The organism is Azospirillum sp. A23, assembly GCF_042938965.1.
Taxonomy (GTDB): Bacteria; Pseudomonadota; Alphaproteobacteria; order Azospirillales; family Azospirillaceae; genus Azospirillum; species Azospirillum melinis.
Window position 1 is genome coordinate 138,645 of the sequence record NZ_CP170664.1, and the last position, 24,339, is coordinate 162,983.

Here is a 24,339-nt window from a genome sequence, read left to right on the forward strand (position 1 = left end):
CGGGCTGAATTACAGCCTTGGGGGTAGGTCAAAATCGCAAACGGCCTTTTTTGCCCGCAAAAAAGTTAACAATCGTGAGGGCGTGGCGTCGCGCGACCGCGGCGTTCAGCGATTTATTAAAGGATTATGTTCCTTTTTGGCCATGACGTCGCCCGGGCGGCGCAATCCGGCGTCATTTTGGGATAAGGGCGGCGGCCCGACGTTCCCGGGCGCATCCGCTCCTGGAGAGTTCCGCCTTCACATTCGCCCTATCCGCCTCGCTGCGGTTCTGGCTCATCTTCCGCTTGGCGTCGATCCGGGCGATGGGCAGCCGCACACCGACGATGCCGCGCAGCTGCGCCCGGACGAAGTCGGGCGGGGCATCGCCGACGGCCCAGGGCTGCGGGCGCGAGGACTCGTGACGGTCGGTCAGCCGCGTGACGACATCGAGCAGCCGGTCGGCATCCTCGAAGAACTCGACCGGGCCATAGGCGTGGACCGCGACGTAATTCCAGGTCGGAACGACCTTGCCGTCCCGGCTCTTGCCCTCGTACCAGGACGGGGTGACATAGGCGTCCGGCCCCATGAAGATCGCCAGGGCCTCCGCCGCCGGGGTCTCCCGCCACTGCGGATTCGCTTTCGCCACATGCCCGTAGAGCGTGCCCATCCCGCCCTCGTCGGCAGCGAGGAACAGGGGCAGGGGAGTACACAGCAGCCCGCCGGCCGTGGTCGTCACGAGATTGGCGAGCCCGGCGGCCCGCATCGTCTCATGGATGAAGGGCAGATCGGTTTCGCGGAACGCGGCTGGGACATACATTGGGGCCTCCCTGTCGGAATAAGGTTTGTCGGGATGGAGTTTCCGCGAAAACTGGCCCACACTGAACAGCCAGTTTCCCTCTTTCCGACCGGTCCAGTCGATGCCCACGCTTCCGCAGCCGGATGGGGTCCGGACCATCGCCTCCCGGATCGTTCACGCGATCAGGACCCAGATCGCCGACGGTGTTTATCCGCCCGGCGCGCGCCTGCCGTCGTCGCGCGCGCTCGCCGCCGACCTCGGCGTGTCCCGCACGACGGTGACAGCCGCCTATGAGCAGCTCGCCGCCGAGGGCTATCTGGAGGTGAGGCAGGGCGCGAGGCCACAGGTCCCGGAAGGCCTGAGACTGGCTGGCCTGAGCCCGAATGACCTGAGACCCGACGGGCTGAAAACGGGACGGCCGGTACCACCGGACACCGGCGCGCCACCACCCCGGCTCTCGGAGTTCGGGCGCCGGCTGGCCGGCCTTCCCATGCAGCATCTCCCCGGACCCGATGCGCCCGTCATCGACTTCCGCTATGGCGAACTCGCCGCGTCGGACTTCCCGACCCTCACCTGGAAGCGGGCCGTCGACGCCGCCATCCTGTGCCGTCCATCCCGCCTGCGCTATGGCGATCCGTCCGGCTCGCCCGAACTCCGCTCGGCCCTGCAAGCCTATCTCTGGCGGGCCCGGGGGCTGCGCTGCGATCCCGACCAGATCATCGTGGTGAACGGATCGCAGCAGGGTCTCGACCTGAGCGTGCGGCTTCTGCTCGATCCCGGAGAGCCGGCGATTGTCGAGAATCCGTGCTATGCGGCGGTCCGGGACATCCTCACCGCCACCGGCGCCCGGCTGATCCCGCAGATGGTGGATCGGGAAGGCATGCGCACGGAGCGGCTGCCGCCTGCCCGTCTGGCCTATGTGACGCCGTCGCACCAGTTCCCGCTCGGCAGCGTCATGTCCGTCAGCCGCCGCCAGGATCTGCTGGCCTGGGCGCGGGCCTGCGGGGCCACTGTCATCGAGGACGACTATGACGGTGAATATCGTTTCGACGTCGCCCCCATCCCCACCCTGCAAACCCTGGATAGGGCCAGAAGCGTTATCTATCTTGGCACGGTGTCGAAGACGCTCTCGCCGGCCTTGCGGCTCGGCTATCTCGTGGTTCCCCGGCCGTTGATCCAGCCCTTCCGCGCGGCGAAGCGGCTGGCGGACCGCCACACGCCGGCACTGGAACAGAGCGCCCTGGCGGAACTGCTCGCCAGCGGCGCCTATGAACGGCACGTCCGCCGGGTGCGGCGGCGCAACGGCGAACGGCGCGCCGCTCTGCTGGCCGCCTTGCGGACAAGGTTCGGCGACGGGGTCAGGGTGGACGGCGCCGAGGCCGGGCTGCATGTCGTCGCCTGGCTCACCCGCTTTCCGCTGGAGCGGGAGGCCATGATCGTGTCGGCGGCACGGGCGGCGGGTGTGGGCGTGTATCCCATCACCCCTCTCTACGACCCGTCATCCCTTTCCGACCGTCCGGACCATCCCGGTCTGGTGATCGGCTATGCCGGCCTGGATGGCCGTGAGATCGCCCAGGGTATCGAAAGGCTGGGCGCCGCCCTCGAAATCTTGGCCTGAACCCTGGTCGAACGGTCTCCACACTCTCACAACTCCGGCCGATGAGGGCGCGCCGGTCAGCGCGCCTCGACCATGCCGATGAACTGCGCCAGTTCCGGCGTGGACGGCCGGTCGAACAGCTCGGCCGGCGGTCCCTGTTCGGCGATGCGGCCGCCATGCATGAAGACCAGCCGGTCGCAGACCTCGCGGGCGAAGCGCATCTCGTGCGTCACCAGGATCAGCGTCATGCCCTCTTCGGCCAGCTTGCGCACCACCCCCAGCACCTCGGCCACCAGCTCGGGGTCGAGCGCCGAGGTGATCTCGTCGCACAGCAGAACCTTGGGCGCCATCGCCAGCGACCGCGCGATGGCGACGCGCTGCTGCTGGCCGCCCGACAGCTGCGACGGGTAGGCGTCGAACTTGTGGCCCAGCCCGACCTTCGCCAGCGCCGATTCCGCGGCGGTGCGGGTGGCGGCCTTGTCCTGCTTCTTCACCACCTTCAGCGCCAGCATCACATTCTCGCCGGCGGTCAGATGGGGGAACAGGTTGAACTGCTGGAACACCATGCCGACCTTCTGGCGCAACGCCCGCAGGTCGATCTGGCCGGGATCGACGCATTCGCCGTCCACCTCGATCACGCCGCCGTCGATGCGCTCCAGCCCGTTGATGCTGCGCAGCAGGGTGCTCTTGCCCGATCCGCTGCGGCCGATCATGGCGACGACCTGTCCCTCCTCGACCGCCATGTCGACACCCTTCAGCACCTCCACCGGGCCGAAGGATTTGCGGATGGCCGACAGCTTCACCAGGGGCCGGACGGTGGCGGACGTGTTAACGGGCGACATTGAGCTTCCTTTCCAGCGCCTTGGCCGACAGCGACAGCGGGTAGCACAGGGCGAAATAGATCAGCCCGACCAGCCCATAGACCAGGAAGGGCTGGAAGGTGGCGTTGGTGATCATGGTCCCGGCCTTCGTCACCTCGACGAAACCGATGATCGAGGTCACCGCCGTGCCCTTCACCACCTGCACCGAGAATCCGACGGTCGGCGGCACGGCGATGCGCAGGGCCTGCGGCAGGATGACGTGGCGCATCTGCTCGGGGAAGGTCATGGCGAGGCTGGCCGAGGCCTCCCACTGGCCCTTCGGCACCGCCTCGACGCAGCCGCGCCAGATCTCGGCGAGATAGGCGGCGGTGAACAGCGTCAGCGCGACGGCGGCCGATGTCCAGGCCGAGGTCTCGATGCCGATCAGCGGCAAGGCAAAGAAGACGATGAACAGCTGCATCAGCAGCGGCGTGCCCTGAAAGATTTCAATGAACAGCTTTGCCGCGATGCGCAGCGGCGGCACCGGCGACACGCGGGCGACCAGCAGCAGCAGCCCGGCCACCCCGCCGGAGACGAAGGCGATCAGCGACAGCAGCACCGTCCAGCGTGCCGCCAGCAGCAGGTTGGACAGGATGTCCCACAGGGTGAACTCAAGCACGCGACACCCCCTTGGCGAACATCCGCTGCCCCATCAGGCTGAAGATCCAGCGCAGGGCCACCGCCAGCGCCAGATACAGCGCGGTCGCCAGGAAATAGACCTCGAAGGGCCGGAAATTGCGGGACTGGATGAAGTTGGCGGCGAAGCTCAGCTCCTCCGCCGCGATCTGCGAGCAGACCGACGAGCCCAGCATGACGATGACGATCTGGCTGGTCAGCGCCGGCCAGATCTTCGCCATCGCCGGCCCCAGCACGACATAGCGGAAGATCTGCGGCCCGGTCATGCCCAGGCTGGCCCCGGCCTCGATCTGGCCCTTCGGCGTCGCCTCGATGCCGGCGCGGATGATCTCGGTCGAATAGGCGCCGAGATTGATCACCATCGCCAGCACCGCCGCCTGCCATTCCGCCAGCCGGATGCCCAGCGAGGGCAGCCCGAAGAAGATGAAGAATAGCTGGACCAGGAAGGGCGTGTTGCGGATCAGCTCGACATAGGCGCCGACGACGACCGCCAGCGGCTTGACGCTGGATGTCCGCGCCGCCGCCCCGCCGATGCCGAGCGCCACCCCCAGCACCGTGCTGACCGCGGTCAGCGCCACGGTGGTCGCCACCCCGTCCACCAGCACGGGCGTATAGTCCAGCAGGGACGAGAAATCGAAACTGTAGGCCATCCGAAGGTCCGTCGCGGAGAATCTCCCTCTCCCGCCCCGGGAGAGGGAAGGGGCCCAAGCGCAGCTTGGGAAGGGTGAGGGGTGCTCCAAGGATAAGGGGGATCCATGTCCGGCTCGCCCCTCACCCTCCCCACGCCTTCGGCGCGGGTCCCCTCCCTCTCCCGGGGCGGGAGAGGGCAGCCTTACCTCACAGATCCTTCGGCAGCGGCGCGTGCAGCCACTTCTTGGCGATGTCGTTCAGCGAGCCGTCGTCCTTCGCCTTGGCGATGATGGCGTTGACCTTCTCCAGGAGCGGCCCCTCGTTCTTGTTCAGCCCGACGAAGCAGGGGGAGTTCTTGACCAGGAACTTCAGGATCGGCTGGCGCGGCGGGTTGCGCTCGAAGATGGCGGCGGCCACCACGTTGCCGGTGGCGACCAGCTGCACCTGACCCGACAGGAAGGCGGAGATGGTGCCGTTGTTGTCCTCGTAACGGCGGACGGTGACCTTGTCCGACACGATCTTCGACAGCTCGATGTCCTCGACCGAGCCGCGGGTGACGCCGACGGTCTTGCCGTCCAGATCCTCGACCTTCTCGGCCTTGATATCGTCGGGGCCGAAGACGCCGTTGTAGAAGGGGGCGTAGGCGGTGGAGAAGTCGATGACCTTCTCGCGCTCCGCATTCTTGCCCAGGCTGGAGATCACCAGATCGACCTTGCCGGTGGTCAGGTAGGGGATGCGGTTGGTGCTGGTCACCGGCACCAGCTCCACCTTGGCGCCCATTTCCTTGGCGATCAGGGTGGCGGCGTCGATGTCGTAGCCGACCGGCTTCAGGTCGGTGCCGACCGAGCCGAAGGGCGGGAAGTCCTGCGGAACGGCGACGCGCAGCACCTTTTCCTTGGCGATGCGCTCAAGCGCGTCGGCTTTTGCATGGGTGGGAGCGAAACCGCCGGCCAGAACCGCCGTGGCAAGGCCGAGAGCACCCAGAATCTTCGCGAACCGCATGGCACCTGATCTCCGAACCGAAAGACGATGACCCTCCTTTTCAAACCATGTGCCACTTTCGTCCTAAGAATTCAGGTGTGCTGCAAAGGCGCAGGAATGTTACGCTTATCCCGCCAGCGTAAGGAGCTGTTACACATGTAACACCGCTTTGGTTGCAGCCCCGGAATCCATTTTTTGTGCAAACGCCGAAGTCCAGAGGCGATCAGCCCATGAAACAGGCAATTTACGCCGCACAGGCCCCGGATGGACCGGAGGCAGGCGAACCGTCGCTGACCGCCCGCATCCGCAACCGTTATGGCGACCTCAGCCCTATGGAGCGACAGCTCGCCGATGTGATCCTCGCCTGTCCGGGCGAGCTGTCGGGCTATTCGGCGACCGAGCTGGCCGGCCGGGCCGGCGTGTCGAAGATGACGGTGTCGCGTCTGGTCCGCCGGCTCGGCTATGCCGGCTTCGAGGCGGCCCGTCTGGCCGCCCGGCGCGGCGGCGACTGGGGCTCGCCGCTGTTCCTGCTGCCGCCCGGCGGCCCGGCCTCCGCATCGTCAGCGGCCTCCGACGGCGACCCGGCGCCGCTCGACGCGCATTTCCAGCGCAGCGCGGAGGCGCTCGCCGCCACCGCCCGCCAGACCGACCCGGCGATGCTGGCGCGGGCGGCCCGCGCGCTCGCCGACGCCCGCCGCATCTGGGTCTGCGGGGCGCGCAACAGCGCCTTCCTGGCCGGCTATGCCCGCTGGCAGTTCATCCAGGTCCGTGGCGAGGTCCACCAGCTGGCGGCAACCGGCGAGACGATGGCGGAGACGCTGGCCGATCTGAATTCGGGCGACCTGCTGTTCCTGGTCGGCATCCGCCGCCGCCCGCCGGCCATCGTCCGCCTGCTGCGCATTGCGGGGGAGCGCGGCATCCCCACCATCCTGATCGCCGACAGCCATTCCGCGCTGGAGGCCCCGCCGCCGCCGCTGACCTTCCGCTGCGAGACGCGCAGCCTCGCCGCCCTCGACACCCATGTCGCCGCCCTGGCGGTGATCCACGCGCTCGCCGCCGAGCTGATCCCGCTGACCGGCGAGGCCGGCCGCGCCCGCATCCGCGCCGTCGAGGATCTGCATGACCGGCTTGGCGAATTGTGAGTCTGTTGCACCGACTGCGCTCGGATAGCATCCACCGGATGCGCGATTTACGGTCAGGAGCAGGGCGATGGCTTGGTTGCGGTGGGACCGTGGCCGCCAGGAGAATGGCGGCAGGGACTATTTCAAGATGCTGCTGGCCCGCTCGGCCCGGCTGCGCTTCGACTGCTATCTGCTGCGCTATCCGTCGACCAGCGGCCTCGACGAGCATGTCGACCCGGCGCCGGATGGCTTCGAGCACCACCGCGTCAACATCATCCTGCGCCAGCCGGCGTCGGGCGGCCTGTTCCTGTGCGACGAGGCGATCATCGACCGGCCCCGCATCAAGTATTTCCGCCCGGACCTCCATCCGCACCGCGTGACCGAGGGGGTCGGCGAACGGCTGGTCCTGTCCTTCGGCTGGCTGCGCAAAGCGCCCGGCACAGGAAAGAATGCGGAAACATAATTTCCATCAAAAGAATTATCGTTATTCTCCGCGTTTCGTCATCGTACTCACAAAAGGAGTCAGGTCTCTCATCGCCTTTCAAACCGTCCGGAACCTGCTGTTTTCGCGAGGAACTTTTGCTGCGGGCATGATGTTCAAGGCGTGAAGAGTCTCCGATGTCCACAGTCCAGGATCGATCATTTGCGACCCTGGAAATCGGAGACTCCAGTCTTTTGCGTCCCCTCCAGGCTTAAGGACCTTGAGCATGATCACACAGCACGGTGCCTACTCGTCGCCCGACTCGGGACCACGCCGCACAGTCCTTGCTGGCGATGTGGAGGTGAGGCCGGGAGTCCATCGCCGCGTCTCCTGGGCGGGTGTCTTTGCCGGCGTTGTCCTTGCCCTGGCGATCCAACTGCTGCTCAGCATGCTCGGGCTGGGCATCGGCATGACGGCCATCGACCCCGGCGCCGGACGCGACGCCCTGCCGCAGGCGAGTTCCTTCGGGATCAGCGCCGGGCTGTGGTGGACGGTCAGCTACATGGTGGCGCTCGGCGTCGGCGGCTATGTCGCGGCCCGGCTCGCCGGGGTGCCGACCCGCGGCGACGGCCTGATCCACGGCCTTCTGACCTGGGCCTTCGCGCTGCTGATCAGCGCCTATCTCGTCACCACCACGCTGGGCAGCATCACCGGCGGTGCATTCAACGCGCTGGGCAGCGCCACCTCGGGCGTCGCCCAGACGGTGAAGCAGGCGGTTCCGGAGGTCGCCCGCGCGTCCGGGCTGTCGGCCGAGGATCTGCGCCGGCAGGCCGAGGATCTGCTGCGCCCGGCCGACCAGCAGCGCAGCGGCGAGGATGCCCGCACGCAGCTGCTCAGCGCCCTGACCAAGATGGCGTCCGGCGGTCCCGAGGCCGACCAAGCCCGCCAGCAGGCGGTCTCCATCGTCGCCCAGCAGGCCGGCATCCCCGAGGATCAGGCCCGCCAGCGGCTCCAGCAGCTCGAACAGCAGTTCGGGTCGGCCAAGCAGCAGGCGGCCGAGACGGCGACCAACGCCGCCAAGGCGACCAGCAACACCCTGTCCGCCGCCGGCATCTGGGGCACCGTCGCCCTGCTGCTCGGCGCGCTGGCCGCCGCGATCGGCGGCCGCATCGGCACCCAGCGGCGCGACCGCCTCGTCGTCGCCGACTGATCTTCGATAACGGCCGGCAAAGCCGGCGTTAGAGCATCCTTAACCACAGGGGTGACATGACGTCTCCGACTGGAGGCCTCATGTCGTTCCTGTGGTTCTGCACCTGCGCCTATCTGCTCGTCGGCATCGTCGGTCTGCTGGAGGCGGACATCCGGGTCAGGCCCGGCGCTTCGCCGTCGGCACTTCAAATCGTCCGCTCGGCGCTCCTCTTCGCCCTGACCCATCCGGCCGATGCGGCCCTGCACTGGCTGCTGACCAGGGCGCGCGGCTGAGCGCCATCCGGCGCGGCAAGGCGGGGCCGCCCGCTGTTTCGCGCCGGTCCATTCCCCCATCCCCTGCCTGCCGCCTTGCTTTCCGGCGGCAATGGCGACACCTTGGTATGGCACGCGAACGGTAAACGGGCTGCCCCGAACGGCCGCCCGTCCCCGCCGCTCGCGCCGCTGACCAGTCACCACGCCGTCCTCCCATGGTGGCCGCCCCGGCGGCGCACCGGACGGCCCAGCCAACAGAGGACGGCCCCCGCGGCCGGAACCATATGCGCCGTCATCGCCGCGCCAAGATCGTCGCCACCGTCGGACCGGCCAGCAACTCGCCCGAGATGCTGAAGACCCTGTTCCTGGCCGGTGTCGACACGTTCCGGCTGAACTTCAGCCATGGCACCCACGACGACCACGCCAAGGTCCACCGCGCCATCCGCGAGCTGGAGGCCGAGGTCGGCCGCCCCATCGGCATCCTTCAGGATCTCCAGGGTCCGAAGATCCGCGTCGGCACCATCCGCGACGGCAAGATCGCAGTATCCACCGGCGAGCAGATCCGCTTCGTGCTCCAGGGGACCGACGGCGACAAGCGCTCCATCCCGCTGCCGCACCCGGAAATCTTCGCCGCCATCATGCCGGGCCACCATCTGCTGATCGACGATGGCCGCGTCCGCGTCGAGGTGACCGAGCTGGGCGACGACTGGATCGAGGCGAAGGTCGTCGTCGGCGGCACCATCTCCAACCGCAAGGGCGTCAACCTGCCGGGCACCGTGCTCGACCTGTCGCCGCTGACCGCCAAGGACCGCGCCGACCTCGCCTTCGGGCTGGAGCTGGGCGTCGACTGGGTCGCCATGTCCTTCGTGCAGAAGCCGGGCGACATCCTGGAAGGCCGCGGCCTGATCGGCGACCGCGCCGGCATTATGGCGAAGATCGAGAAGCCGCAGGCGCTGGAGAAGATCGACGACATCATCCGCCTGTCCGACGCGGTGATGGTGGCGCGCGGCGACCTCGGCGTCGAAATCCCGCACGAGGACGTGCCCGGCCGCCAGAAGGAGCTGGTGCGCGCCTGCCGCCTCGCGGTGAAACCGGTGATCGTCGCCACCCAGATGCTCGATTCGATGGTGTCCGCCCCGACCCCGACGCGGGCCGAGGCGTCGGACGTGGCGACCGCTATCTATGACGGCGCCGACGCGGTGATGCTGTCGGCCGAATCGGCGTCGGGCCAGTATCCGGTCGAAGCGGTCACCATGATGGACCGCATCATCCGCTCCACCGAGCAGCACAAGCTCTACCGCTCGCTGATCCAGGCGACCCATCCGGGCGAGGAGCACACGCCGCCCCACGCGGTGGCCGCCGCCGCCGCCGATCTGGCCGACACCCTGCATTCCTCGGCCATCGTCGCCTTCACCTCCAGCGGCACCACCGCGGCGCGCATCGCCCGCAAGCGGCCGGAGGTGCCGATCCTGGCGATCACCCCCGACACCGCGGTGTCGCGCCGGCTCTGCCTGCTGTGGGGCGCCCACAGCGTGCTGTCCGACGACATCCGCACCTACGAGGAGATGGTCGACCGCGCCATCGCCATCGGGCGCTCGGAGGAACTGGCCGGCAAGACCGGCACCCTGGTGGTCGTCGCCGGCATCCCCTTCGCCCAGGCCGGCACCACCAACAACCTGCGCGTCATCCACATGGACGGCAAGGCCTGAGGCCGCAGCGGAGCGGCGGCACCCCCGCCGCTCCGCTGGCTTTTACCGTTCCATCTTCGTCGACAGCACGATGGACGACATCGTCCGCTCCACCCCCGGCAGCCGGCCGATGGCGTCCAGTGCGGCGTCCATCGCGTCATGGGTTTCGGTGCCGACGGTGGCGCACAGATCGTACTGCCCGCTGATGCTGTGCAGCCGGAGGACCTCCGGCATCTTGCGCAGGGCATGGACGGCGCGGTCGGCCAGCCGGGCATTCACGCTGATCATCACCAGCGCCGACACGCCGCGCCGCGGCGCCGGATCGCCCAGCTTCACGGTATAGCCGGAGATCACGCCCTGCCGCTCCAGCCGGGCGATGCGGTCCTGCACGGTCGAACGCGACAGCCCCAGCGCCCGGCCCAGCGCCGCCGTGCTGGTGCGGGCGTTCACCGTCAACAGATCGATCAGCCGGCGGTCGAAATCGTCCATGATGGTCCGTCACGGGGGAAGAGCACGCATAATCCCCTCTCCCCGGGGGGGAGAGGGGGTAAATGCGCAATGTGTCAGACCTCGCAGCCCGCCTGATAGCGCTTCATGGCCTCCCGGATGTCGTCCGGGATCGGCACGGCGGCGAAATCGTCGAGCGAGGTGGTGACCACCGTCAGGCTGCCCGACAGGCGGACCTGCCCCTCATGCTCGCCGTTGATGCGCAGTTGGAGGGAGCTGCGGCCCAGCCGCTCCAGGAGGACGCCCAGCGTCAGCGTGTCGCCCATCCGGCTGGGAATGACGAAGTCGCATTCGGCATGCACGATGGGCAGGCCCAGGCGGCGCTGCAGGATCATCGTCGCATAGTCGATGTCCAGCCCCTGGGTGAACCAGTCCTCCACCGCCCCGTTGAACATGTCGAAATAGACCGGGAAATAGACGATGCCGGCCGGGTCGCAGTGGGAAAAGCGAATGGGCCGCTGCATCCGGAAACAGCCCGGCGGCAGAGGCCGGTGGCCGGGGTGATCGTCGGGGCGGCGCGTCCGCTCGCTGTACTCAGGCATCTCTCGGTCAATCCTTGTTCCGCTCCGGTCGCCTGACATATGGGGATGCCCGGTGCCTCGCGGTCGCCGCGTCTCGTTCCGGCGGCAAAAAGTTGTAGCTATTCCAAACAATCCGGGAAAAGCACCTTTCGTTCAACGGCTTCCTTCATCAATAGGTGAAAACCGCAAGTTTCGCACCCCGCGCTGTTGCGGAAATGCTGCACTGCAATCACGACAACGGCCGCAACAGGCCTCCGGCCCGGATGTCCGCAATTTGTCGCGGATTCCGCTCTTTTTAGGGCAAACATCACACAAAGATCCCGCAGCACCCCGCCATCCTGCGTCCCGCATCCGGGTTCAGGCCCAAAACGGACATCAGGCCCCATGGCCGGCCGCCCCAAGAGCGGCCGAGGCCGACGGGCACATCAGGCGAGGACACCGAACCGATGGCCACTTCCGCTACCAAGATCGTCGTGAACGCCCTGGGCAAGGCCGCAGGCGGCGTGAATGCCCATTTCACCCTGCTGGTCGACGGCCAGAAGGTGGGTGAGGGCACCGCCGGCACGACGGCAAAGGATTTCGTCTTCACGCCCGTGCTGACCAGCGACGTCGCGCACAAGGTGCAGATCAAGTACGACAACGACGCCGTCATCAACGGCCAGGACCGCAGCCTGACCGTCAACAGCATCAGCATCGGCGGCAAGACGATCGCGCCGACCGCCGGCATCGTCAGCTACGACAAGGGCGCGCTGGACGGCAAGGACGTCGTCGCCGGCCAGTCGAACCTGTGGTGGAACGGCACGCTGGTCGTCAACGCCGACAAGAGCTATTTCCCCACCGCCGTCACCGCGACCCCTGCGTCGGCCAAGGACACCATCGTGGTGAACGCCTCCGGCACCCCGGCGGGCGGCGTCAACGCCCACTTCAAGGTGCTGGTCGACGGCAAGCAGATCGGCGAGGGCACCGCCGGCACCGCCGCCAAGGATTTCAGCTTCACCACCGACGTCGCCGACCGCGTCGCGCACAAGGTGCAGATCCAGTACGACAACGATGCGGTGATCAACGGCCAGGACCGCAGCCTGACCGTCAACAGCATCTCAATCAACGGCCACAAATACGCCGCGACCGACAGCGCCGTCAGCTATGACAAGGGCGCGCTCGACGGCAAGGACGTGATCGCCGGCCAGAAGGGCATGTGGTGGAACGGCACGCTGGTGGTGAACGCCCCGGCCTCCGATTTCCCGGCCGGCACCACGACGACCCCGACCACCCCCACCACGCCCACCACGCCGACGACTCCCACCACCCCGACCAATCCCACCCCGACCGGCCCGGCCTTCTACGTCGCCACCAACGGCAAGGACAGCTGGTCGGGCAAGCTGGCCGCTCCCAACGCCGACGGCACCGACGGCCCCTTCGCCACGCTGCAGAAGGCCCAGTTGGCCATGCGCGCCGACCCGAACATCGACACCACCTACATCCGCGGCGGAGACTACCGCCAGAACGGGCTGTGGCTGGACGGCCAGGACAGCGGCGTGCATTTCGTCGGCTACGGCAGCGAGAAGGCGGTGATCCACGGCGGCTCCAACGCCACGGTGTCCTTCGGCCTCGGCGGCGCCAAGAACGTCACCATCGAAGGCCTGACCTTCGCCGACGGCGTCGTCGGCGGCCACTATGTCTACGCCGACAACGCGGCCGGCCTGACCTTCGCCAACAATGTGGTCAAGGGCGGCGGCTACGGCATCACGGTGCAGAACAGCGCCAACAGCAAGGTCACCGGCAACCAGTTCGACAACACCGGCGCCGAGTCGATCTTCGTCAAGGCCGGCTCCAACGCCACGCTGGTCTCCGACAACCTGATCCGGCACCCCAACGCCGCCGACCGCGGCGACGCCGGCATCTGGATCAACGGCAGTTCCGACGTCAAGGTCACCCACAACCAGATCGAAAATTCGCCGGAGAAGGCCATCGCCGTCGGCTCGGTCCAGACGGACGGCAGCGACGCGGCCTACCGCGTGACCATCTCCTACAACAAGGTGATCAACGCCAATCTGGAGTCCAACGACGGCGGCGGCATCTACCTGATCAACCGCCAGCAGGATCTGGCCAACCACACCGTCATCAACAACGACGTGTCGGGCACCACCGCGACCAACCCGTCGAGCAGCGTGGCGAGCTGGGGCATCTATCTCGACGACTGGACCAGCGGCACCACGGTGAAGGGCAACGTCGTCCACGACAACATCGGCGGCGTCTTCCTGCATGGCGGCTGGAACAACACGGTCACCGAGAACGTCATCGCCGGCAACAGCGGCGCCCAGATCGGCCTCCAGCAGGATGTCGCCTGGAGCGGCTGGAAGGGCCACACGATGACCAGCAACGACATCTCGGGCAACGTCATCGACGTGCGCGAGGGCACGGCCGTCCACATCTACGGCCCGGCCAATGTCGGCAACCTCCACAACAACTTCTACAGCAGCCTGAACACCGCCGAGAAGGAGTTCGACGCCTGGCCGCAAGTGATGTCGAGCGGCGCCTGGGGCACGCTGTCGAACTGGCAGGCCGCCGGCTACGACAAGGGCTCGGTGATCCTGAACCCGGCCTTCGTCAATCCGGGTGCCGACGATTTCAGCCTGGCGTCGAACTCGCCGGTCTACGGCCTGGGCTTCGACCACATCGCCTACAGCGACATCGGCCTGCTGCACGCCTGATCCGCTCTCCCACCACAAGATCCCCTCTCCCCCCCGGGGAGAGGGTTAGGGTGAGGGGGTCGCGCGGCGAGGATGTTCAAGAATCGCTCACTTCCGCTTATTGATTGAATTCTCGTATTGCATCCCCCTCACCCCGACCCTCTCCCCGCTTTCGGCGGACCAAAGGTCCGCCTGTCGCGTCAGCGCAAACTTCGTTTGCGCGAGAGCAGGGGGGAGAGGGGGAATCCCCCAGTCCTATCACCTGCGGCCGAAGACAGTCCGGCTGGAACCTTGGGTCGGACAGGGCGTTATGGCTTTCGAAAAGTCGCCCGATCCGACACCGGGCGTATCTTGAAGTGAAGACCGACCGCCCCAACCTGTCAGTCGTCATGCCGCTCCCGCCTTCCAAAAGGAACGCGGGCGTCATCCTGATAAAAACGCCGGATGACCCGCCCGCGACGCAGTTTCTGCACAGCGTCTTCAGGGGCGGCACGCCGCAGGTCTGTCCGGCATCCGGCCGGCGGCCAGCCAATATAAGAGGAAACCATGGATCGCCGCGAAATTTGGATGAACGACCCGGAGCTGAAGGCCGCCTACGAGGCTCTCGGCCCCAATTTCCGCCGCGAGGTCGAGCAGGCGCAGAAGCGCCGCAGCCAGCAGACCCTGCAAGGCGCCGCCATCGCCTCGCGCGGCAGCCGTTCCGCGTCCAAGCCCCACACCGTGAGCGTCGTCCGCCGCTGATGCCCGATCCTCACGCGTGACCGGGCTGGATCTGTGCCCCCCGGGCCCACGTAATCCCGGACCGTGACCCCAGATCTGCATGACTGCCGCTGGTTCTGCGGAGAAAGACGGACCTAAATTCGGCCTTCCGCCGTTTCACCCGTCTGTTCCCCCGCTTCCGGCCCGTCCAATGCCTTCCGCCAACCGCCCGCACCACCCGCTGCCCAATCGGCTGCGCCGCCCCCGCCATGTCTGGATGTCGCCCAGGAACTGGCGTCGGCGCCTGCTGTTCTGGTCCGGTGCCGGCGTGGTCGGTCTGGTCGCCGTGCTGTTCGCCCGCGCCGCCGATTATGCCCAGCAGCTGTTCCGGCTGGCGGAGGCGGCATCGCCCTGGCTGCCTTTCCTGCTGACCCCGCTGGGTCTGGCCGTCTCGGCCTGGGTGGCGCTGCGGGTGGTGCCGGGATCGCAGGGCAGCGGCATTCCCCAGGCCATCGCCGCCCGCCATGTCCAGGATCCGGCGGCCAAGCGCCGGCTGCTGTCGCCGCGCATCGCCGTGGGGAAGATCCTGCTGACCCTGGTCGGGCTGGCCTGCGGCGCCTCCATCGGGCGGGAGGGTCCGACGGTGCAGGTCGGCGCCTCGATCATGCTGATGGCCGGCTCCCTCGCCGGGCTGGGGCGGGAGCCCGGGCTGATCCTCGCCGGCGGGGCGGCCGGCGTCGCCGCCGCCTTCAACACGCCGCTTGCCGGCATCGTCTTCGCCATTGAGGAGATGGCCCGCAGCTTCGAGAAGCGGACCAGCGGCCTCGTGCTGGTGGCGGTGGTGGCGGCCGGTCTGGTCGCCGTGGCCCTGCTCGGCAACTATGCCTATTTCGGCCACACCGCAGCCTCGGCCAGCTGGCAGGACTGGAAGGCGGTGCTGGCGACCGGCCTCGTCGGCGGTCTGGCCGGCGGCGGCTTCAGCAGCCTGCTGCTGTGGCTGTCGCGCTGGATCCGCTGCGGCCTGGGCGGGCGGGTTGGCCGCCATCCGGTGTTCGTCGCGCTCGGCTGCGGCCTCGCCCTGGCCGTCATCGGCGCCGCCACCGGCGGCCTGACCTTCGGCACCGGCTACGAGCAGGCCCGCGCCGTGCTCGACGGGGTGGAGACCCTGCCCTGGTACTACGCCCCGGCCAAGCTGCTGGCGACCGCCCTGTCGGGCATCTGCGGCATTCCCGGCGGCATCTTCTCGCCCTCGCTGTCGGTGGGGGCGGGCATCGGCTCGATCGTCGGCGGGCTGCTGCCGGACAGCTCGCTGGAGGCGGTGGTGCTGCTGTCGATGGTCTCCTATTTCGCAGGCGTGGTGCAGGCGCCACTGACCGCCGTCGTCATCGTCACGGAGATGAGCGCCTCGCCCGACATGCTGCTGCCGCTGATGCTGAGCGCGGCGCTCGCCACCACGCTGTCCCGGCTGGTCTGCCCGCACTCAATCTATCACGCCATGGCCGACGCCTTCCTGGCGGTGCTGCGGACCGACGAGGCCGGCAAGCCGGCCCCGCCCAAGGCAGCGGCGATCCCCTCGCCCTGACCAGACGCCTCAGTAAGCGCCCTCAATAAGCGCTGGCCCGGTCCAACTGCGCGATGTCGTCGGCATCCAGCCGCAGAGCGGCGGCGGCGATCAGGTCGCCCATCTGCTCCGGCTTCGACGCGCTGGCGATGGGCGCCGTCAGGCCCGGCCGCGCGATCAGCCAGGCAATCGCCACCTGTCCCGGCGTCGCCCCATGCCGGCCGGAAACCTCGTCCAGCGCCGCCAGGATCGCCCGGCCGCGCTCGTTCAGATACTTCGACACCACCCCGTTGCCGCGCGCGCTCTTGCCGACATCCCCGGCCGAGCGGTATTTGCCGGTCAGGAAGCCGGCGGCCAGCGAATAGTAGTTGATGACGCCCAGCCCATTCTCCCGGCACAGCCCTTCAAGCTCCGCCTCGTAGCCTTCGCGGCTGTAGAGGTTGTATTCCGGTTGAAGTGTCTCGTAGCGGGGCAGGCCGGTGCGGGCGCTGACCTCCAGCGCCTCGCGCAGCCGGGCCGCGGTCAGGTTGGAGGCGCCGATGGCCCGGACCTTGCCCTGGTCGATCAGCTCCTTGTAGGCGCCGAGCGTGTCCTCGAACGGGGTTTCGGGATCGTCCCAGTGCGACTGGTAGAGGTCGATGCGGTCGGTCTGGAGCCGGCGCAACGAGTCTTCCACCGCCGTCCGGATCCAGGCGGGCGACAGCCCCTTCTTCCCCGGCCCCATCTCCGACCCGACCTTGGTCGCCAGCACGATGCGGTCGCGGTTGCCGCGGCTCTTCATCCAGGTGCCGATGATGGTCTCGGACTCGCCGCCCGTGTTGCCGGGGGCCCAGGCCGAATAGACGTCGGCGGTGTCGACGAAGTTGAAGCCGGCATCGACGAAGGCGTCGAGCAGCCGGAAGGAGGTGGCCTCGTCGGCGGTCCAGCCGAACACGTTGCCGCCGAAGCAGAGCGGGGACACAGTCAGGCCACTACGACCAAGCGGGCGTTGATCCATTGCATCGTCTCCTTTGAAGATTGCCGGTCAGGCGGCGGGCCGCCCGCGGAATTCGGTCAGGTAGAACAGCAGGCCGATGGCGGGAAAGGCGAAGCCGATCCAGGTCACCGGCTCCCAGCCGCCGACGGCGAAGGCATAGCCGGCCAGCGCCGAGCCGGCGGCCCCGCCCAGGAAGAAGATCGCCATATAGATGGCGTTCATCCGGCTGCGAGTCTCCGCCCCCAGCGAATAGATGGCGCGCTGCCCCAGCACCATGTTCATCTGCACGCCCATGTCGAGCAGCAGCCCGGCCAGCACCAGGAGCGCGATGGAGCCCTCGCCGGCACGCGCCACGAAGAAGGACAAGGCCGCCATCGCCAGCGCGAAGCCGGTGGCCGGCCGGGTCCAGCCGCGGTCGGCGATCCGCCCGGCAATCGGGGCGACCAGCGCGCCCGCCGCCCCCGACAGGGCGAACAGCGCAATGCCGCGCTGGCTGAGATGGAAGGGCGCCCCCGCCAGCAGCAGCGGGACGGAGGTCCAGTAGAGGCTGAAGGCGGCGAACATCATGGTCTGGTAGACGGTCCGCCGTTGCAGCACCGGCGTCCGCACCAGGAGCCGCCCCAGCGAGCCGAGCAGGGCGCCGTAGCTCGACCGGCCCGTCGGCCGCCGCTGCGGCAGCACCCGCCGCATCAGGACGGCGAAGCCGACCATCACCACCGCCGACAGGCCGAACACCGCCCGCCAGCCCAGGCTGTCGGCGATCAGGCTCGACACCGGGCGGGCCAGCAGGATGCCGAGCAGCAGCCCGCTCATCACATTGCCGACCACCTGCCCGCGCGAGGCCTCCGGCGCCATGTGGGCGGCCAGCGGCACCAGCATCTGCACGGCGACCGAGGTGACGCCGATCAGGAAGGACGCGGTCAGGAACAGGGACGCGGTGGGGGCGACGGCGGCCACCAGCAGGGCCGCGACCGTGCTGCACAGGGTGACCACCACCAGCCGGCGGTTCTCCAGCAGGTCGCCCAGCGGCACCAGCAGGATCAGCCCGGCGCCGTAGCCGACCTGGGTCAGGGTGACGACGAGGCTGGCGGTCTCCGGCGACAGCCCGACCGCCGGACCGATCAGCCCGACCAGCGGCTGGGCGTAATAGATGTTGGCGACCACCACGCCGCAGGCCAGCGCCATCAGCAGGACGAGCGAGCGGGAGAGGGCCGGGTGGGCGGAGTCTTCGGTGGGCAGGGGAGCAGGATGGGGGGCGGCGGTGGGCGGCATCGCGCGGTCCTGTGCGGTCATGGCTGGGCGAAACTGGGCTGTTCGAAACTGTGACAGAACAGCGCACACCCTATGTCGGCACCCGCGGCCGGCGCATCGGTCAATTGCGCCGCCCGGCCATGCGCCTCCTCATTCGATCTCCGCGCGCAGCCGGTAGAGCCAGTCGCGGAAGGCGCCGAAGCCGCCATCCTCCCGGCGGGAGGCGCGATAGACCAGATACCAGGAATGGACCATCGGCACCGCCAGCGCGAAGGGCGCGGCGAGACGCCCGGCGGCGATGTCGTCCGCACTGTAGAGCCGCGGCGCCAGCGCCACCCCGACGCCGTCGATGGCCGCCTGCAAGGTCATGGCATAGCTGCCGAAGGACAGCCCCCGCGTTCCCGAGGCCAGCATCGGATCCGCCACCCCGGCGGCATCCAGCCAACGCGGCCAGTCCTCTCCCCAATGGGAGACGTGCAGCAGCGTGGCGCCGGCCAGATCCGCCGGCTTGCACAGCGCCGCCGCCAGCCGCGGCGCGCAGACCGGCTCCAGGCTGGAGGAGAACAGCCGCTCCGCCTCATAGCCGGGCCACTGGCCGTCGCCGAGCAGGACGGCGCAGGTCCAGTCGTCGTTCATCGGCGCCCCCGCTCCGCCGGTGGCGATCCGCACCTCGATCTCCGGATGGGCGATGTGGAAGCCGGACAGGCGCGGGATCAGCCAGCGCACCGCCACCGTCGCCCCCATGCCGACCGTCAGCACCGGCCCGGCCCGCATCGCCGACACCTGCTCGACCCGCCGGGCGATGCCGTCGAACGCGTCGGTCAGCGCCGGCTGGAGCGCCCGGCCGCGCTCGGTCAGTTCCAGCGCGTTGGCCCGCCGGTCGAACAGGGCGAAGCCCAGCCGGTCCTCCAGCAGCTTCACCATCCGGCTGACCGCCGCCTGCGAGACATGCAGCTCCGCCGCCGCCGCGGTGAAGCTGCGATGGCGGGCCGCCGCCTCGAAGGCGCGCAGCCCGTTCAGCGAGGGCAGGCGGCGCATGCGTCCATCTCCAGGGTCACTCCCGATCCTACCCCAACTTTTCCTGGGGCTGAGCATCGAACAATGCCGTTTGCGGCGCAACCGCGCGCGTGAGAGTTTCCGGGCATCCTCTCTGGCATTCGGGCGATTCATGCTGACGCTTCCGCTGATGGTGGGGCTTGGCCTCACCGTTCTCGTGACCTCGTTTCTGTCGGGCCTGTTCGGCATGGCCGGCGGCATGGTGCTGATGGGCCTGCTGCTGATCCTGCTGCCGGTGCCGTCGGCGATGCTGCTGCATGGCGTGACGCAGTTCGCCTCCAACGGCTGGCGGGCGTGGCTGTGGCGACGCCATGTCGTCTGGCCGGTCATCCTGCGCTTCGCGCTGGGCGGCTCCGTCGCCGGCCTGCTGTTCGCCCTGGCCGGCGCAGTGCCGGACCGGGCGGTGTCGCTGCTGATCCTGGGACTGACACCCTTCCTGGCGCTGGCCATTCCCGCCCGCTGGGCGCTGAACGCGCAGAAGCCGCTGCATGGCGTGCTCGGCGGCTTCCTCTGCATGGGCATCCAGCTGCTCGCCGGCATCTCCGGCCCCTTGCTCGACACCTTCTTCATCCGCAGCGCCATGACCCGGCAGAGCGTGGTCGCCACCAAGGCCGCGATCCAGTCGGTCGGCCATCTGGTGAAGATCGTCTATTTCGCCCCGCTGGTGGCCGGGAGCGGCGACGAGACGGTGGAATCGACGGTGATCCTGATGTCGATCGCCATGGCGCTGATCGGCACGAATCTCTCCCGCCGCGTCCTCGACCGCATGAGCGACGCCCAGTTCCGCCTGTGGAGCCGCTATCTGGTGATGGGAACCGCCAGCGTCTATCTCGGCCAGGGGCTTCTCCTGCTGGCGGCCCATTAAGAAAAAACATTATATAACAAAGTCTTATCCTGTTCCTTCTTCCCTATCCTTACTCCCTGGGGGCCAGATCCCGGCCCGATGCGCACGACAGGCCCGCTTCCCGATCCTTACGGCTTGGGGGCGGGCTTCCTTACATCCTGGGGGCGTTTAAGCGCCTGTGACTCCTGGCACGGCCTGGAATCGGACGATGCGCTCCCTTGAATGCCCCGATCCTTACCTCTTGGGGGCCTGGATCCCGCTTTGAGCGCCCCCAGGCCGTAAGGATTGCGCTTGCTCACAGAGCCCCGGACAGCAAAAATGGCGTCGCTCCCCCACGGAGTAAGGATGGAGCGCATCCCCCCGGAGGTGCTTTTGGCGAATCGAGTCGGTCCGATTCGGGTCCGTAAGGATGCGGAGAGGCGGTTCCGGGCAAGATTCGCACTTGGCAAACCTTGGGGAAGCCGTTGCGGATCCGGCACTTGGCAAGGCTTTGCGACTCCCTTTCCCTTTTAAGAGGATTCGTCGGCGCGAATCTCCAGGGGAGTCCGCGAGTCGGTGTGAATCTTCCTTACAGGGTGGGGGAAACAGCCTTACGGGGCGGGGGCGATTCGCACACCCCCCGGGGCGTAAGGGTTCCGCCCCCAGGATGTAAGGATGAAAAGGATTCTGCGGCGCGACCCTTTCCTTACTTGTTTTTCTGGTAAGGATTGATTTAGCCTCCCCCGATTCTGGCGGAGGACGGCTATGGCGGGGACGGGGCGCAGGAAGGCGCGCAGCACGGTGGCGGAGGAGTCCGTCCCGTCGGACGCTGCTGCGCCCATGGCGGCCCCGATGGCCTCGATGACCGCGGAATCGGCGAAGGGTGGACCGGGACTGGTGGTGCTGGGCCCGCAGGATCTGGCCGGCGGCGCGGTGATCGACGGTGACGGCAGTGCGGCGACGCTGCCGGCCGTCAGTGCCGACTCCGCGGCTCCGGTCGCCGGCCTGACCGCCCGCGTCGCCAGCGCCACCTTCGAGCGCGACGGCTACAAGCATCTGATCAAGGCGGCGGAGGCGGTCTACAGCTATCCCGCCAACGGCACGCGCCTGTCGCTGCCGGCGCAGAAGATGCTGAACTTCATGATCCATCTCGCCGGCAGCCAGAATTTCGCCAACAAGCTCTATCGGATGCCCAAGCGCGTGGTGCGCGGCAACCACAAGGGCAACGAGCGCATCTTCGACGCGCTGAAGGAAATCTTCGATTCCAGCCTTGTCGTCATCGGCCCCTTCCGCGGCCGGCGGTCGCGCGCCGAACTGCGCATCCTCTCCAGCTATGTCCGGCCGGAGGAGGAGGAGGACAGCGACGCCGCCGACATCCATTTCCAGTTCACCGACGCCTTCCTGGAAATCCAGCGCTCGTCGCAGCTGTGGGCCAAGCTGTCCGGTCCGGCGATGGTCAAGGTCACCAGCACCTACGCGCTGAAGCTCTACGAGATCGGCATGCAGCGCTACCAGATGGACTATCCGTCGCTGGAGCTGGACATCGACACGCTGCGCAAGCTGATGAACGTGCCGGAGGGCGCCTACAAGGATTTCGGCATCCTGCGCACCCGCACCATCGACCGCGCCATCGCCGAGGTGAACCAGCTCGCCCCCTTCCGCGTCAGCATGCCGGAAGACAAGATGAAGCGGAAAGGCCGCAAGATCGAGGCGGTGACCCTCGAATTCCTCGCCAAGGACGAGGAGGAGGCGGCAGAAACCTATCTGGAGCGCGAACGCCACAGCGCCGGCCGCCGGGCGCGCCGCATCGGCAAGGTCGACACCGTGGCTCCCGCCGATCCGGTGGAGGCCGGCCTCGCCGATCTCGGCCCGCTGCCCGACGCCGACGACGTGACCGCCCTGTGGGCCGCCGTCCTGCACGCCTTGAAGGGCAAGGTCCCCGCCCCGCTGCTGGCCGAGCTGGAGCCGGACCGGGTGGAGGAAGCCCCGCAGGGTGGCCGCCGCCTCGTCCTGATGGCCCGGAACGCCGCCGTCGCCGACACCGCCCGCATGAACCACTGGCCGAGCCTGAAGTCGGCCCTGTCCTCGCTGACCGGCGGGCTGATCGAGGACGTCGCGTTCGAGGTGGCCGCGCGCAAGGCGAAGATGGCGAAGGCAGCCTCCCCCGAGGCGTAAGGATCGGGGGCCGCGCTTCACACCACGCGTCACCGCACAACGGTGCATCACCGCACGAGAACGTGCGCCGCCTCCTTGGTCCGTCCGACCGCGCCGGCCACTTGGCTGACCGCGCTGGAGATGGCGGAGACGTTGGAGGTGACGGTCGCCACGGCGGCGGACGCGCTCTGCATGTTGGACGACATGGTCTGGGTGACGGCGCTCTGTTCCTCCACCGCCGCCGCCGTGCCGGTCACATGCTCGCGCACCGCCGCGACGGCTCCGCGGATGGCGCTCAATGCAGTGGCAACCTCGGTCGAGGTGGACTGGATGCCTTCGATCTCGGCGGAGATCTGCTCGGTCGCCTTGCCGGCTTGGTTGGCGAGGTTCTTCACCTCGGAGGCGACGACGGCGAAGCCCTTCCCCGCCTCTCCGGCGCGGGCGGCCTCGATGGTGGCGTTCAACGCCAGCAGATTGATCTGGCCGGCGATGCTGTTGATCATCCCGACGATGCCGTTCATCGCCTGGGCCGCCGCCGCCAGCCGGTCGGTGCTTTCCGCCACCGCCACCGTGCGGTCGAAGGCGCCATCCGTCGCCGCGCGGGCTCGGGTCATACTCTCGGAAATCTCGCCGATGGAGGCGACCAGCTCCTCCGCGCTCGCGGCCACGGCCTGGACGCTGGCGGAGGTCGAACCGGCGGCGTGGCTGGCGGAGTCCGCCTCCCCCATCGACAGATGAAGCGCCTGATCGACCTCGCCGAAATTCTTGTCGATCATGACCTTCAGGTTGTTCAGCAGCATCACCTGGGCGGTCACGTCGACGGCGAACTTGACCACTTTGACCACCCGTCCCTTCTCGTCGAGAATCGGGTTGTAGGCGCCTTCGATCCACACCGGGTTGCCGGATTTGGCGATCCGCTTGTACTGCGCCGCCTGGAATTCGCCCCGCCGCAGCGTGTCCCAGAAGCGGTCGTATTCGGTGCTGCTGCGATAGGCGGGCTCGACGAAGATGTTGTGGTGCTTGCCGACGACCTCATCCAGGCGATAGCCCATCACCTTCAGGAAATTGTCGTTGGCCTTGGTGATGACGCCCTCGGTGGTGAACTCGATCACCGCCTGCGAGCGGCTGATCGCAGCCATCTGCGCGGCATAGTCGAGGTTTTCCAGCCGCTCCTTGGCGTCGGCCCATTCGACGACGAAACCGATGCGCTGGCCGTCTTCGGTCAGCGGCGTGACCAGCAGGTCGAACTGGTGCCCGCCGACCTTGATGGTGGCGCTGTGCGGTTTGGTCAGCGACGCCAGCATGGTGCGTTGATGGCTGGGGTTCTTGTGGAAGACGTCGATGTTGCTGCCGACCAGCCGATTGACGTCCAGGCGCGGCAGTTCCTTGCGCAAATCGCCCTCCGCCTGGCGCAGCAGCGCGACCACGGCGGGATTGACGTGGACGATGGTCAGATCGGCATCAGCCACCATCACCTTGGCGCGCAGCGCATCGAGCGCCGCCATCCTGCGCGTGAGCGCAAGAGTATGCTTTCTCCGTCCGAACATCGGTCCCCCCACTTGAATGCGCCAGTATGTTTTGGATCGTATTGAAAGCAAAAAAACTGTCTATCAGGGGAAATCCGGAATCATATAAAAATTTTACTTACTGAATTCAAACATAAATTTCCAATTCAATCTTATTGAAATCGTATTCGCGGCTTGGTCTCTACATATTATCCGGCGAAAATGCCGGTTGTTTATTTTTTATAATATTAAATAAACATTGCAATCAGCATTTGGAAAATACCAATCCGCATTTGGTTAAACAGCACAAAGCCCGGAATATAATTTTCAGCTGTGAGACAGAGATGTCCGATGAAAGAAATCATCGGGAGATTTTATGAAAGCGGAAAGGGCAATCGCATAGCAAGCCGATGGTCTTTCCAAGGA

At 67.6% G+C, this 24,339-nt stretch carries 22 protein-coding genes; 11 read left to right on the plus strand and 11 right to left on the minus strand.

Features of this window, described 5'->3' with window-relative positions:
* Positions 1-172 precede the first annotated feature (172 nt).
* Positions 173-796, minus strand: a complete 624-nt coding sequence (locus ABNQ40_RS06040) for an FMN-binding negative transcriptional regulator (RefSeq protein WP_109490602.1) — start codon at positions 794-796, stop codon at positions 173-175.
* A gap of 100 nt (positions 797-896) precedes the next feature.
* On the opposite strand from ABNQ40_RS06040, the gene ABNQ40_RS06045 reads away from it, so the two are divergent.
* The gene (locus tag ABNQ40_RS06045) at positions 897-2,393 is read left to right on the plus strand and encodes a PLP-dependent aminotransferase family protein (RefSeq protein ID WP_109490603.1); all 1,497 of its coding nucleotides are present in this window, start codon (positions 897-899) and stop codon (positions 2,391-2,393) included.
* Between the two features lie 56 nt (positions 2,394-2,449).
* On the opposite strand, the gene ABNQ40_RS06050 is transcribed toward ABNQ40_RS06045, so the two are convergent.
* From ABNQ40_RS06050 to ABNQ40_RS06065, 4 genes are all read right to left on the minus strand, one after another.
* Positions 2,450-3,214 (minus strand): amino acid ABC transporter ATP-binding protein, encoded by a 765-nt coding sequence (locus ABNQ40_RS06050; RefSeq protein WP_109490604.1) that lies wholly within the window; start codon positions 3,212-3,214, stop codon positions 2,450-2,452.
* Complete coding sequence (locus ABNQ40_RS06055) at positions 3,201-3,851, minus strand: amino acid ABC transporter permease (RefSeq protein WP_109490605.1); 651 nt, start codon at positions 3,849-3,851, stop codon at positions 3,201-3,203. Before ABNQ40_RS06055 ends, ABNQ40_RS06050 begins: the two co-directional genes overlap by 14 nt.
* Entirely contained in the window at positions 3,844-4,518 is a 675-nt protein-coding gene (locus ABNQ40_RS06060; protein WP_109490606.1) for an amino acid ABC transporter permease, read from the minus strand. The genes ABNQ40_RS06055 and ABNQ40_RS06060 overlap by 8 nt, the downstream gene beginning before the upstream one ends.
* 187 nt (positions 4,519-4,705) lie before the next feature.
* Positions 4,706-5,500, minus strand: a complete 795-nt coding sequence (locus ABNQ40_RS06065) for a transporter substrate-binding domain-containing protein (protein ID WP_109490607.1) — start codon at positions 5,498-5,500, stop codon at positions 4,706-4,708.
* Between the two features lie 209 nt (positions 5,501-5,709).
* On the opposite strand from ABNQ40_RS06065, the gene ABNQ40_RS06070 reads away from it, so the two are divergent.
* From ABNQ40_RS06070 to pyk, 5 genes are all read left to right on the plus strand, one after another.
* Positions 5,710-6,621: a MurR/RpiR family transcriptional regulator gene (locus ABNQ40_RS06070; protein ID WP_109490608.1), complete on the plus strand. Its 912-nt coding sequence runs from the start codon at positions 5,710-5,712 to the stop codon at positions 6,619-6,621.
* A 67-nt stretch (positions 6,622-6,688) separates the two neighbouring features.
* The gene (locus ABNQ40_RS06075; RefSeq protein WP_391345799.1) at positions 6,689-7,063 is read left to right on the plus strand and encodes a hypothetical protein; all 375 of its coding nucleotides are present in this window, start codon (positions 6,689-6,691) and stop codon (positions 7,061-7,063) included.
* Between the two features lie 244 nt (positions 7,064-7,307).
* Positions 7,308-8,231 (plus strand): hypothetical protein, encoded by a 924-nt coding sequence (locus ABNQ40_RS06080; RefSeq protein WP_391345801.1) that lies wholly within the window; start codon positions 7,308-7,310, stop codon positions 8,229-8,231.
* An 80-nt stretch (positions 8,232-8,311) separates the two neighbouring features.
* Entirely contained in the window at positions 8,312-8,503 is a 192-nt protein-coding gene (locus ABNQ40_RS06085; protein ID WP_391345803.1) for a hypothetical protein, read from the plus strand.
* 263 nt (positions 8,504-8,766) lie between these two features.
* Positions 8,767-10,191: a pyruvate kinase gene (pyk, locus tag ABNQ40_RS06090; RefSeq protein WP_391345804.1), complete on the plus strand. Its 1,425-nt coding sequence runs from the start codon at positions 8,767-8,769 to the stop codon at positions 10,189-10,191.
* Between the two features lie 42 nt (positions 10,192-10,233).
* On the opposite strand, the gene ABNQ40_RS06095 is transcribed toward pyk, so the two are convergent.
* Both ABNQ40_RS06095 and ABNQ40_RS06100 read right to left on the minus strand, forming a co-directional pair.
* Positions 10,234-10,659 carry an Lrp/AsnC family transcriptional regulator gene (locus ABNQ40_RS06095; RefSeq protein WP_109453031.1) on the minus strand — a complete coding sequence of 142 codons (426 nt, stop codon included), beginning with the start codon at positions 10,657-10,659 and terminating at the stop codon, positions 10,234-10,236.
* A 74-nt stretch (positions 10,660-10,733) separates the two neighbouring features.
* Positions 10,734-11,219 (minus strand): thioesterase family protein, encoded by a 486-nt coding sequence (locus ABNQ40_RS06100; RefSeq protein WP_247880142.1) that lies wholly within the window; start codon positions 11,217-11,219, stop codon positions 10,734-10,736.
* A gap of 425 nt (positions 11,220-11,644) precedes the next feature.
* Between ABNQ40_RS06100 and ABNQ40_RS06105 the strand changes: the two genes are divergently transcribed.
* The 3 genes from ABNQ40_RS06105 to ABNQ40_RS06115 all read left to right on the plus strand — a co-directional run bounded on the left by ABNQ40_RS06105 (position 11,645) and on the right by ABNQ40_RS06115 (position 16,169).
* Positions 11,645-13,909, plus strand: a complete 2,265-nt coding sequence (locus ABNQ40_RS06105) for a carbohydrate-binding domain-containing protein (protein WP_391345806.1) — start codon at positions 11,645-11,647, stop codon at positions 13,907-13,909.
* Between the two features lie 546 nt (positions 13,910-14,455).
* The gene (locus ABNQ40_RS06110; protein WP_158285642.1) at positions 14,456-14,629 is read left to right on the plus strand and encodes a hypothetical protein; all 174 of its coding nucleotides are present in this window, start codon (positions 14,456-14,458) and stop codon (positions 14,627-14,629) included.
* A gap of 169 nt (positions 14,630-14,798) precedes the next feature.
* On the plus strand, positions 14,799-16,169 hold the full coding sequence (locus ABNQ40_RS06115; protein WP_391345808.1) for a chloride channel protein: 1,371 nt from the start codon (positions 14,799-14,801) through the stop codon (positions 16,167-16,169).
* Between the two features lie 22 nt (positions 16,170-16,191).
* On the opposite strand, the gene ABNQ40_RS06120 is transcribed toward ABNQ40_RS06115, so the two are convergent.
* The 3 genes from ABNQ40_RS06120 to ABNQ40_RS06130 form a co-directional block, all read right to left on the minus strand.
* Positions 16,192-17,145, minus strand: a complete 954-nt coding sequence (locus ABNQ40_RS06120; RefSeq protein WP_391345809.1) for an aldo/keto reductase — start codon at positions 17,143-17,145, stop codon at positions 16,192-16,194.
* A gap of 27 nt (positions 17,146-17,172) precedes the next feature.
* Positions 17,173-18,417, minus strand: a complete 1,245-nt coding sequence (locus ABNQ40_RS06125) for an MFS transporter (RefSeq protein ID WP_391345811.1) — start codon at positions 18,415-18,417, stop codon at positions 17,173-17,175.
* 108 nt (positions 18,418-18,525) lie between these two features.
* Positions 18,526-19,413 (minus strand): LysR substrate-binding domain-containing protein, encoded by an 888-nt coding sequence (locus ABNQ40_RS06130; protein WP_109490617.1) that lies wholly within the window; start codon positions 19,411-19,413, stop codon positions 18,526-18,528.
* Positions 19,414-19,543: 130 nt separating this feature from the next.
* Here ABNQ40_RS06130 and ABNQ40_RS06135 point away from each other — a divergent pair, with 130 nt between their 5' ends.
* Both ABNQ40_RS06135 and ABNQ40_RS06140 read left to right on the plus strand, forming a co-directional pair.
* Positions 19,544-20,296 (plus strand): sulfite exporter TauE/SafE family protein, encoded by a 753-nt coding sequence (locus ABNQ40_RS06135; RefSeq protein WP_109490618.1) that lies wholly within the window; start codon positions 19,544-19,546, stop codon positions 20,294-20,296.
* 723 nt (positions 20,297-21,019) lie between these two features.
* Positions 21,020-22,429 carry a replication initiation protein gene (locus tag ABNQ40_RS06140; protein ID WP_109490619.1) on the plus strand — a complete coding sequence of 470 codons (1,410 nt, stop codon included), beginning with the start codon at positions 21,020-21,022 and terminating at the stop codon, positions 22,427-22,429.
* Positions 22,430-22,476: 47 nt separating this feature from the next.
* Here ABNQ40_RS06140 and ABNQ40_RS06145 read toward each other — a convergent pair whose 3' ends face one another.
* Positions 22,477-23,955 (minus strand): PAS domain-containing methyl-accepting chemotaxis protein, encoded by a 1,479-nt coding sequence (locus tag ABNQ40_RS06145; RefSeq protein WP_109490620.1) that lies wholly within the window; start codon positions 23,953-23,955, stop codon positions 22,477-22,479.
* Positions 23,956-24,339 lie beyond the last annotated feature (384 nt).

Coding starts and splice junctions, on each gene's coding strand:
- ABNQ40_RS06040 (WP_109490602.1), bottom strand. CDS start 796: ATGTATGTCCCAGCCGCGTTCCGCGAAACCGATCTGCCCTTCATCCAT.
- ABNQ40_RS06045 (WP_109490603.1), top strand. CDS start 897: ATGCCCACGCTTCCGCAGCCGGATGGGGTCCGGACCATCGCCTCCCGG.
- ABNQ40_RS06050 (WP_109490604.1), bottom strand. CDS start 3,214: ATGTCGCCCGTTAACACGTCCGCCACCGTCCGGCCCCTGGTGAAGCTG.
- ABNQ40_RS06060 (WP_109490606.1), bottom strand. CDS start 4,518: ATGGCCTACAGTTTCGATTTCTCGTCCCTGCTGGACTATACGCCCGTG.
- ABNQ40_RS06065 (WP_109490607.1), bottom strand. CDS start 5,500: ATGCGGTTCGCGAAGATTCTGGGTGCTCTCGGCCTTGCCACGGCGGTT.
- ABNQ40_RS06070 (WP_109490608.1), top strand. CDS start 5,710: ATGAAACAGGCAATTTACGCCGCACAGGCCCCGGATGGACCGGAGGCA.
- ABNQ40_RS06075 (WP_391345799.1), top strand. CDS start 6,689: ATGGCTTGGTTGCGGTGGGACCGTGGCCGCCAGGAGAATGGCGGCAGG.
- ABNQ40_RS06080 (WP_391345801.1), top strand. CDS start 7,308: ATGATCACACAGCACGGTGCCTACTCGTCGCCCGACTCGGGACCACGC.
- ABNQ40_RS06085 (WP_391345803.1), top strand. CDS start 8,312: ATGTCGTTCCTGTGGTTCTGCACCTGCGCCTATCTGCTCGTCGGCATC.
- pyk (WP_391345804.1), top strand. CDS start 8,767: ATGCGCCGTCATCGCCGCGCCAAGATCGTCGCCACCGTCGGACCGGCC.
- ABNQ40_RS06095 (WP_109453031.1), bottom strand. CDS start 10,659: ATGGACGATTTCGACCGCCGGCTGATCGATCTGTTGACGGTGAACGCC.
- ABNQ40_RS06100 (WP_247880142.1), bottom strand. CDS start 11,219: ATGCCTGAGTACAGCGAGCGGACGCGCCGCCCCGACGATCACCCCGGC.
- ABNQ40_RS06105 (WP_391345806.1), top strand. CDS start 11,645: ATGGCCACTTCCGCTACCAAGATCGTCGTGAACGCCCTGGGCAAGGCC.
- ABNQ40_RS06110 (WP_158285642.1), top strand. CDS start 14,456: ATGAACGACCCGGAGCTGAAGGCCGCCTACGAGGCTCTCGGCCCCAAT.
- ABNQ40_RS06115 (WP_391345808.1), top strand. CDS start 14,799: ATGCCTTCCGCCAACCGCCCGCACCACCCGCTGCCCAATCGGCTGCGC.
- ABNQ40_RS06120 (WP_391345809.1), bottom strand. CDS start 17,145: ATGGATCAACGCCCGCTTGGTCGTAGTGGCCTGACTGTGTCCCCGCTC.
- ABNQ40_RS06125 (WP_391345811.1), bottom strand. CDS start 18,417: ATGACCGCACAGGACCGCGCGATGCCGCCCACCGCCGCCCCCCATCCT.
- ABNQ40_RS06130 (WP_109490617.1), bottom strand. CDS start 19,413: ATGCGCCGCCTGCCCTCGCTGAACGGGCTGCGCGCCTTCGAGGCGGCG.
- ABNQ40_RS06135 (WP_109490618.1), top strand. CDS start 19,544: ATGCTGACGCTTCCGCTGATGGTGGGGCTTGGCCTCACCGTTCTCGTG.
- ABNQ40_RS06140 (WP_109490619.1), top strand. CDS start 21,020: ATGGCGGGGACGGGGCGCAGGAAGGCGCGCAGCACGGTGGCGGAGGAG.
- ABNQ40_RS06145 (WP_109490620.1), bottom strand. CDS start 23,955: ATGTTCGGACGGAGAAAGCATACTCTTGCGCTCACGCGCAGGATGGCG.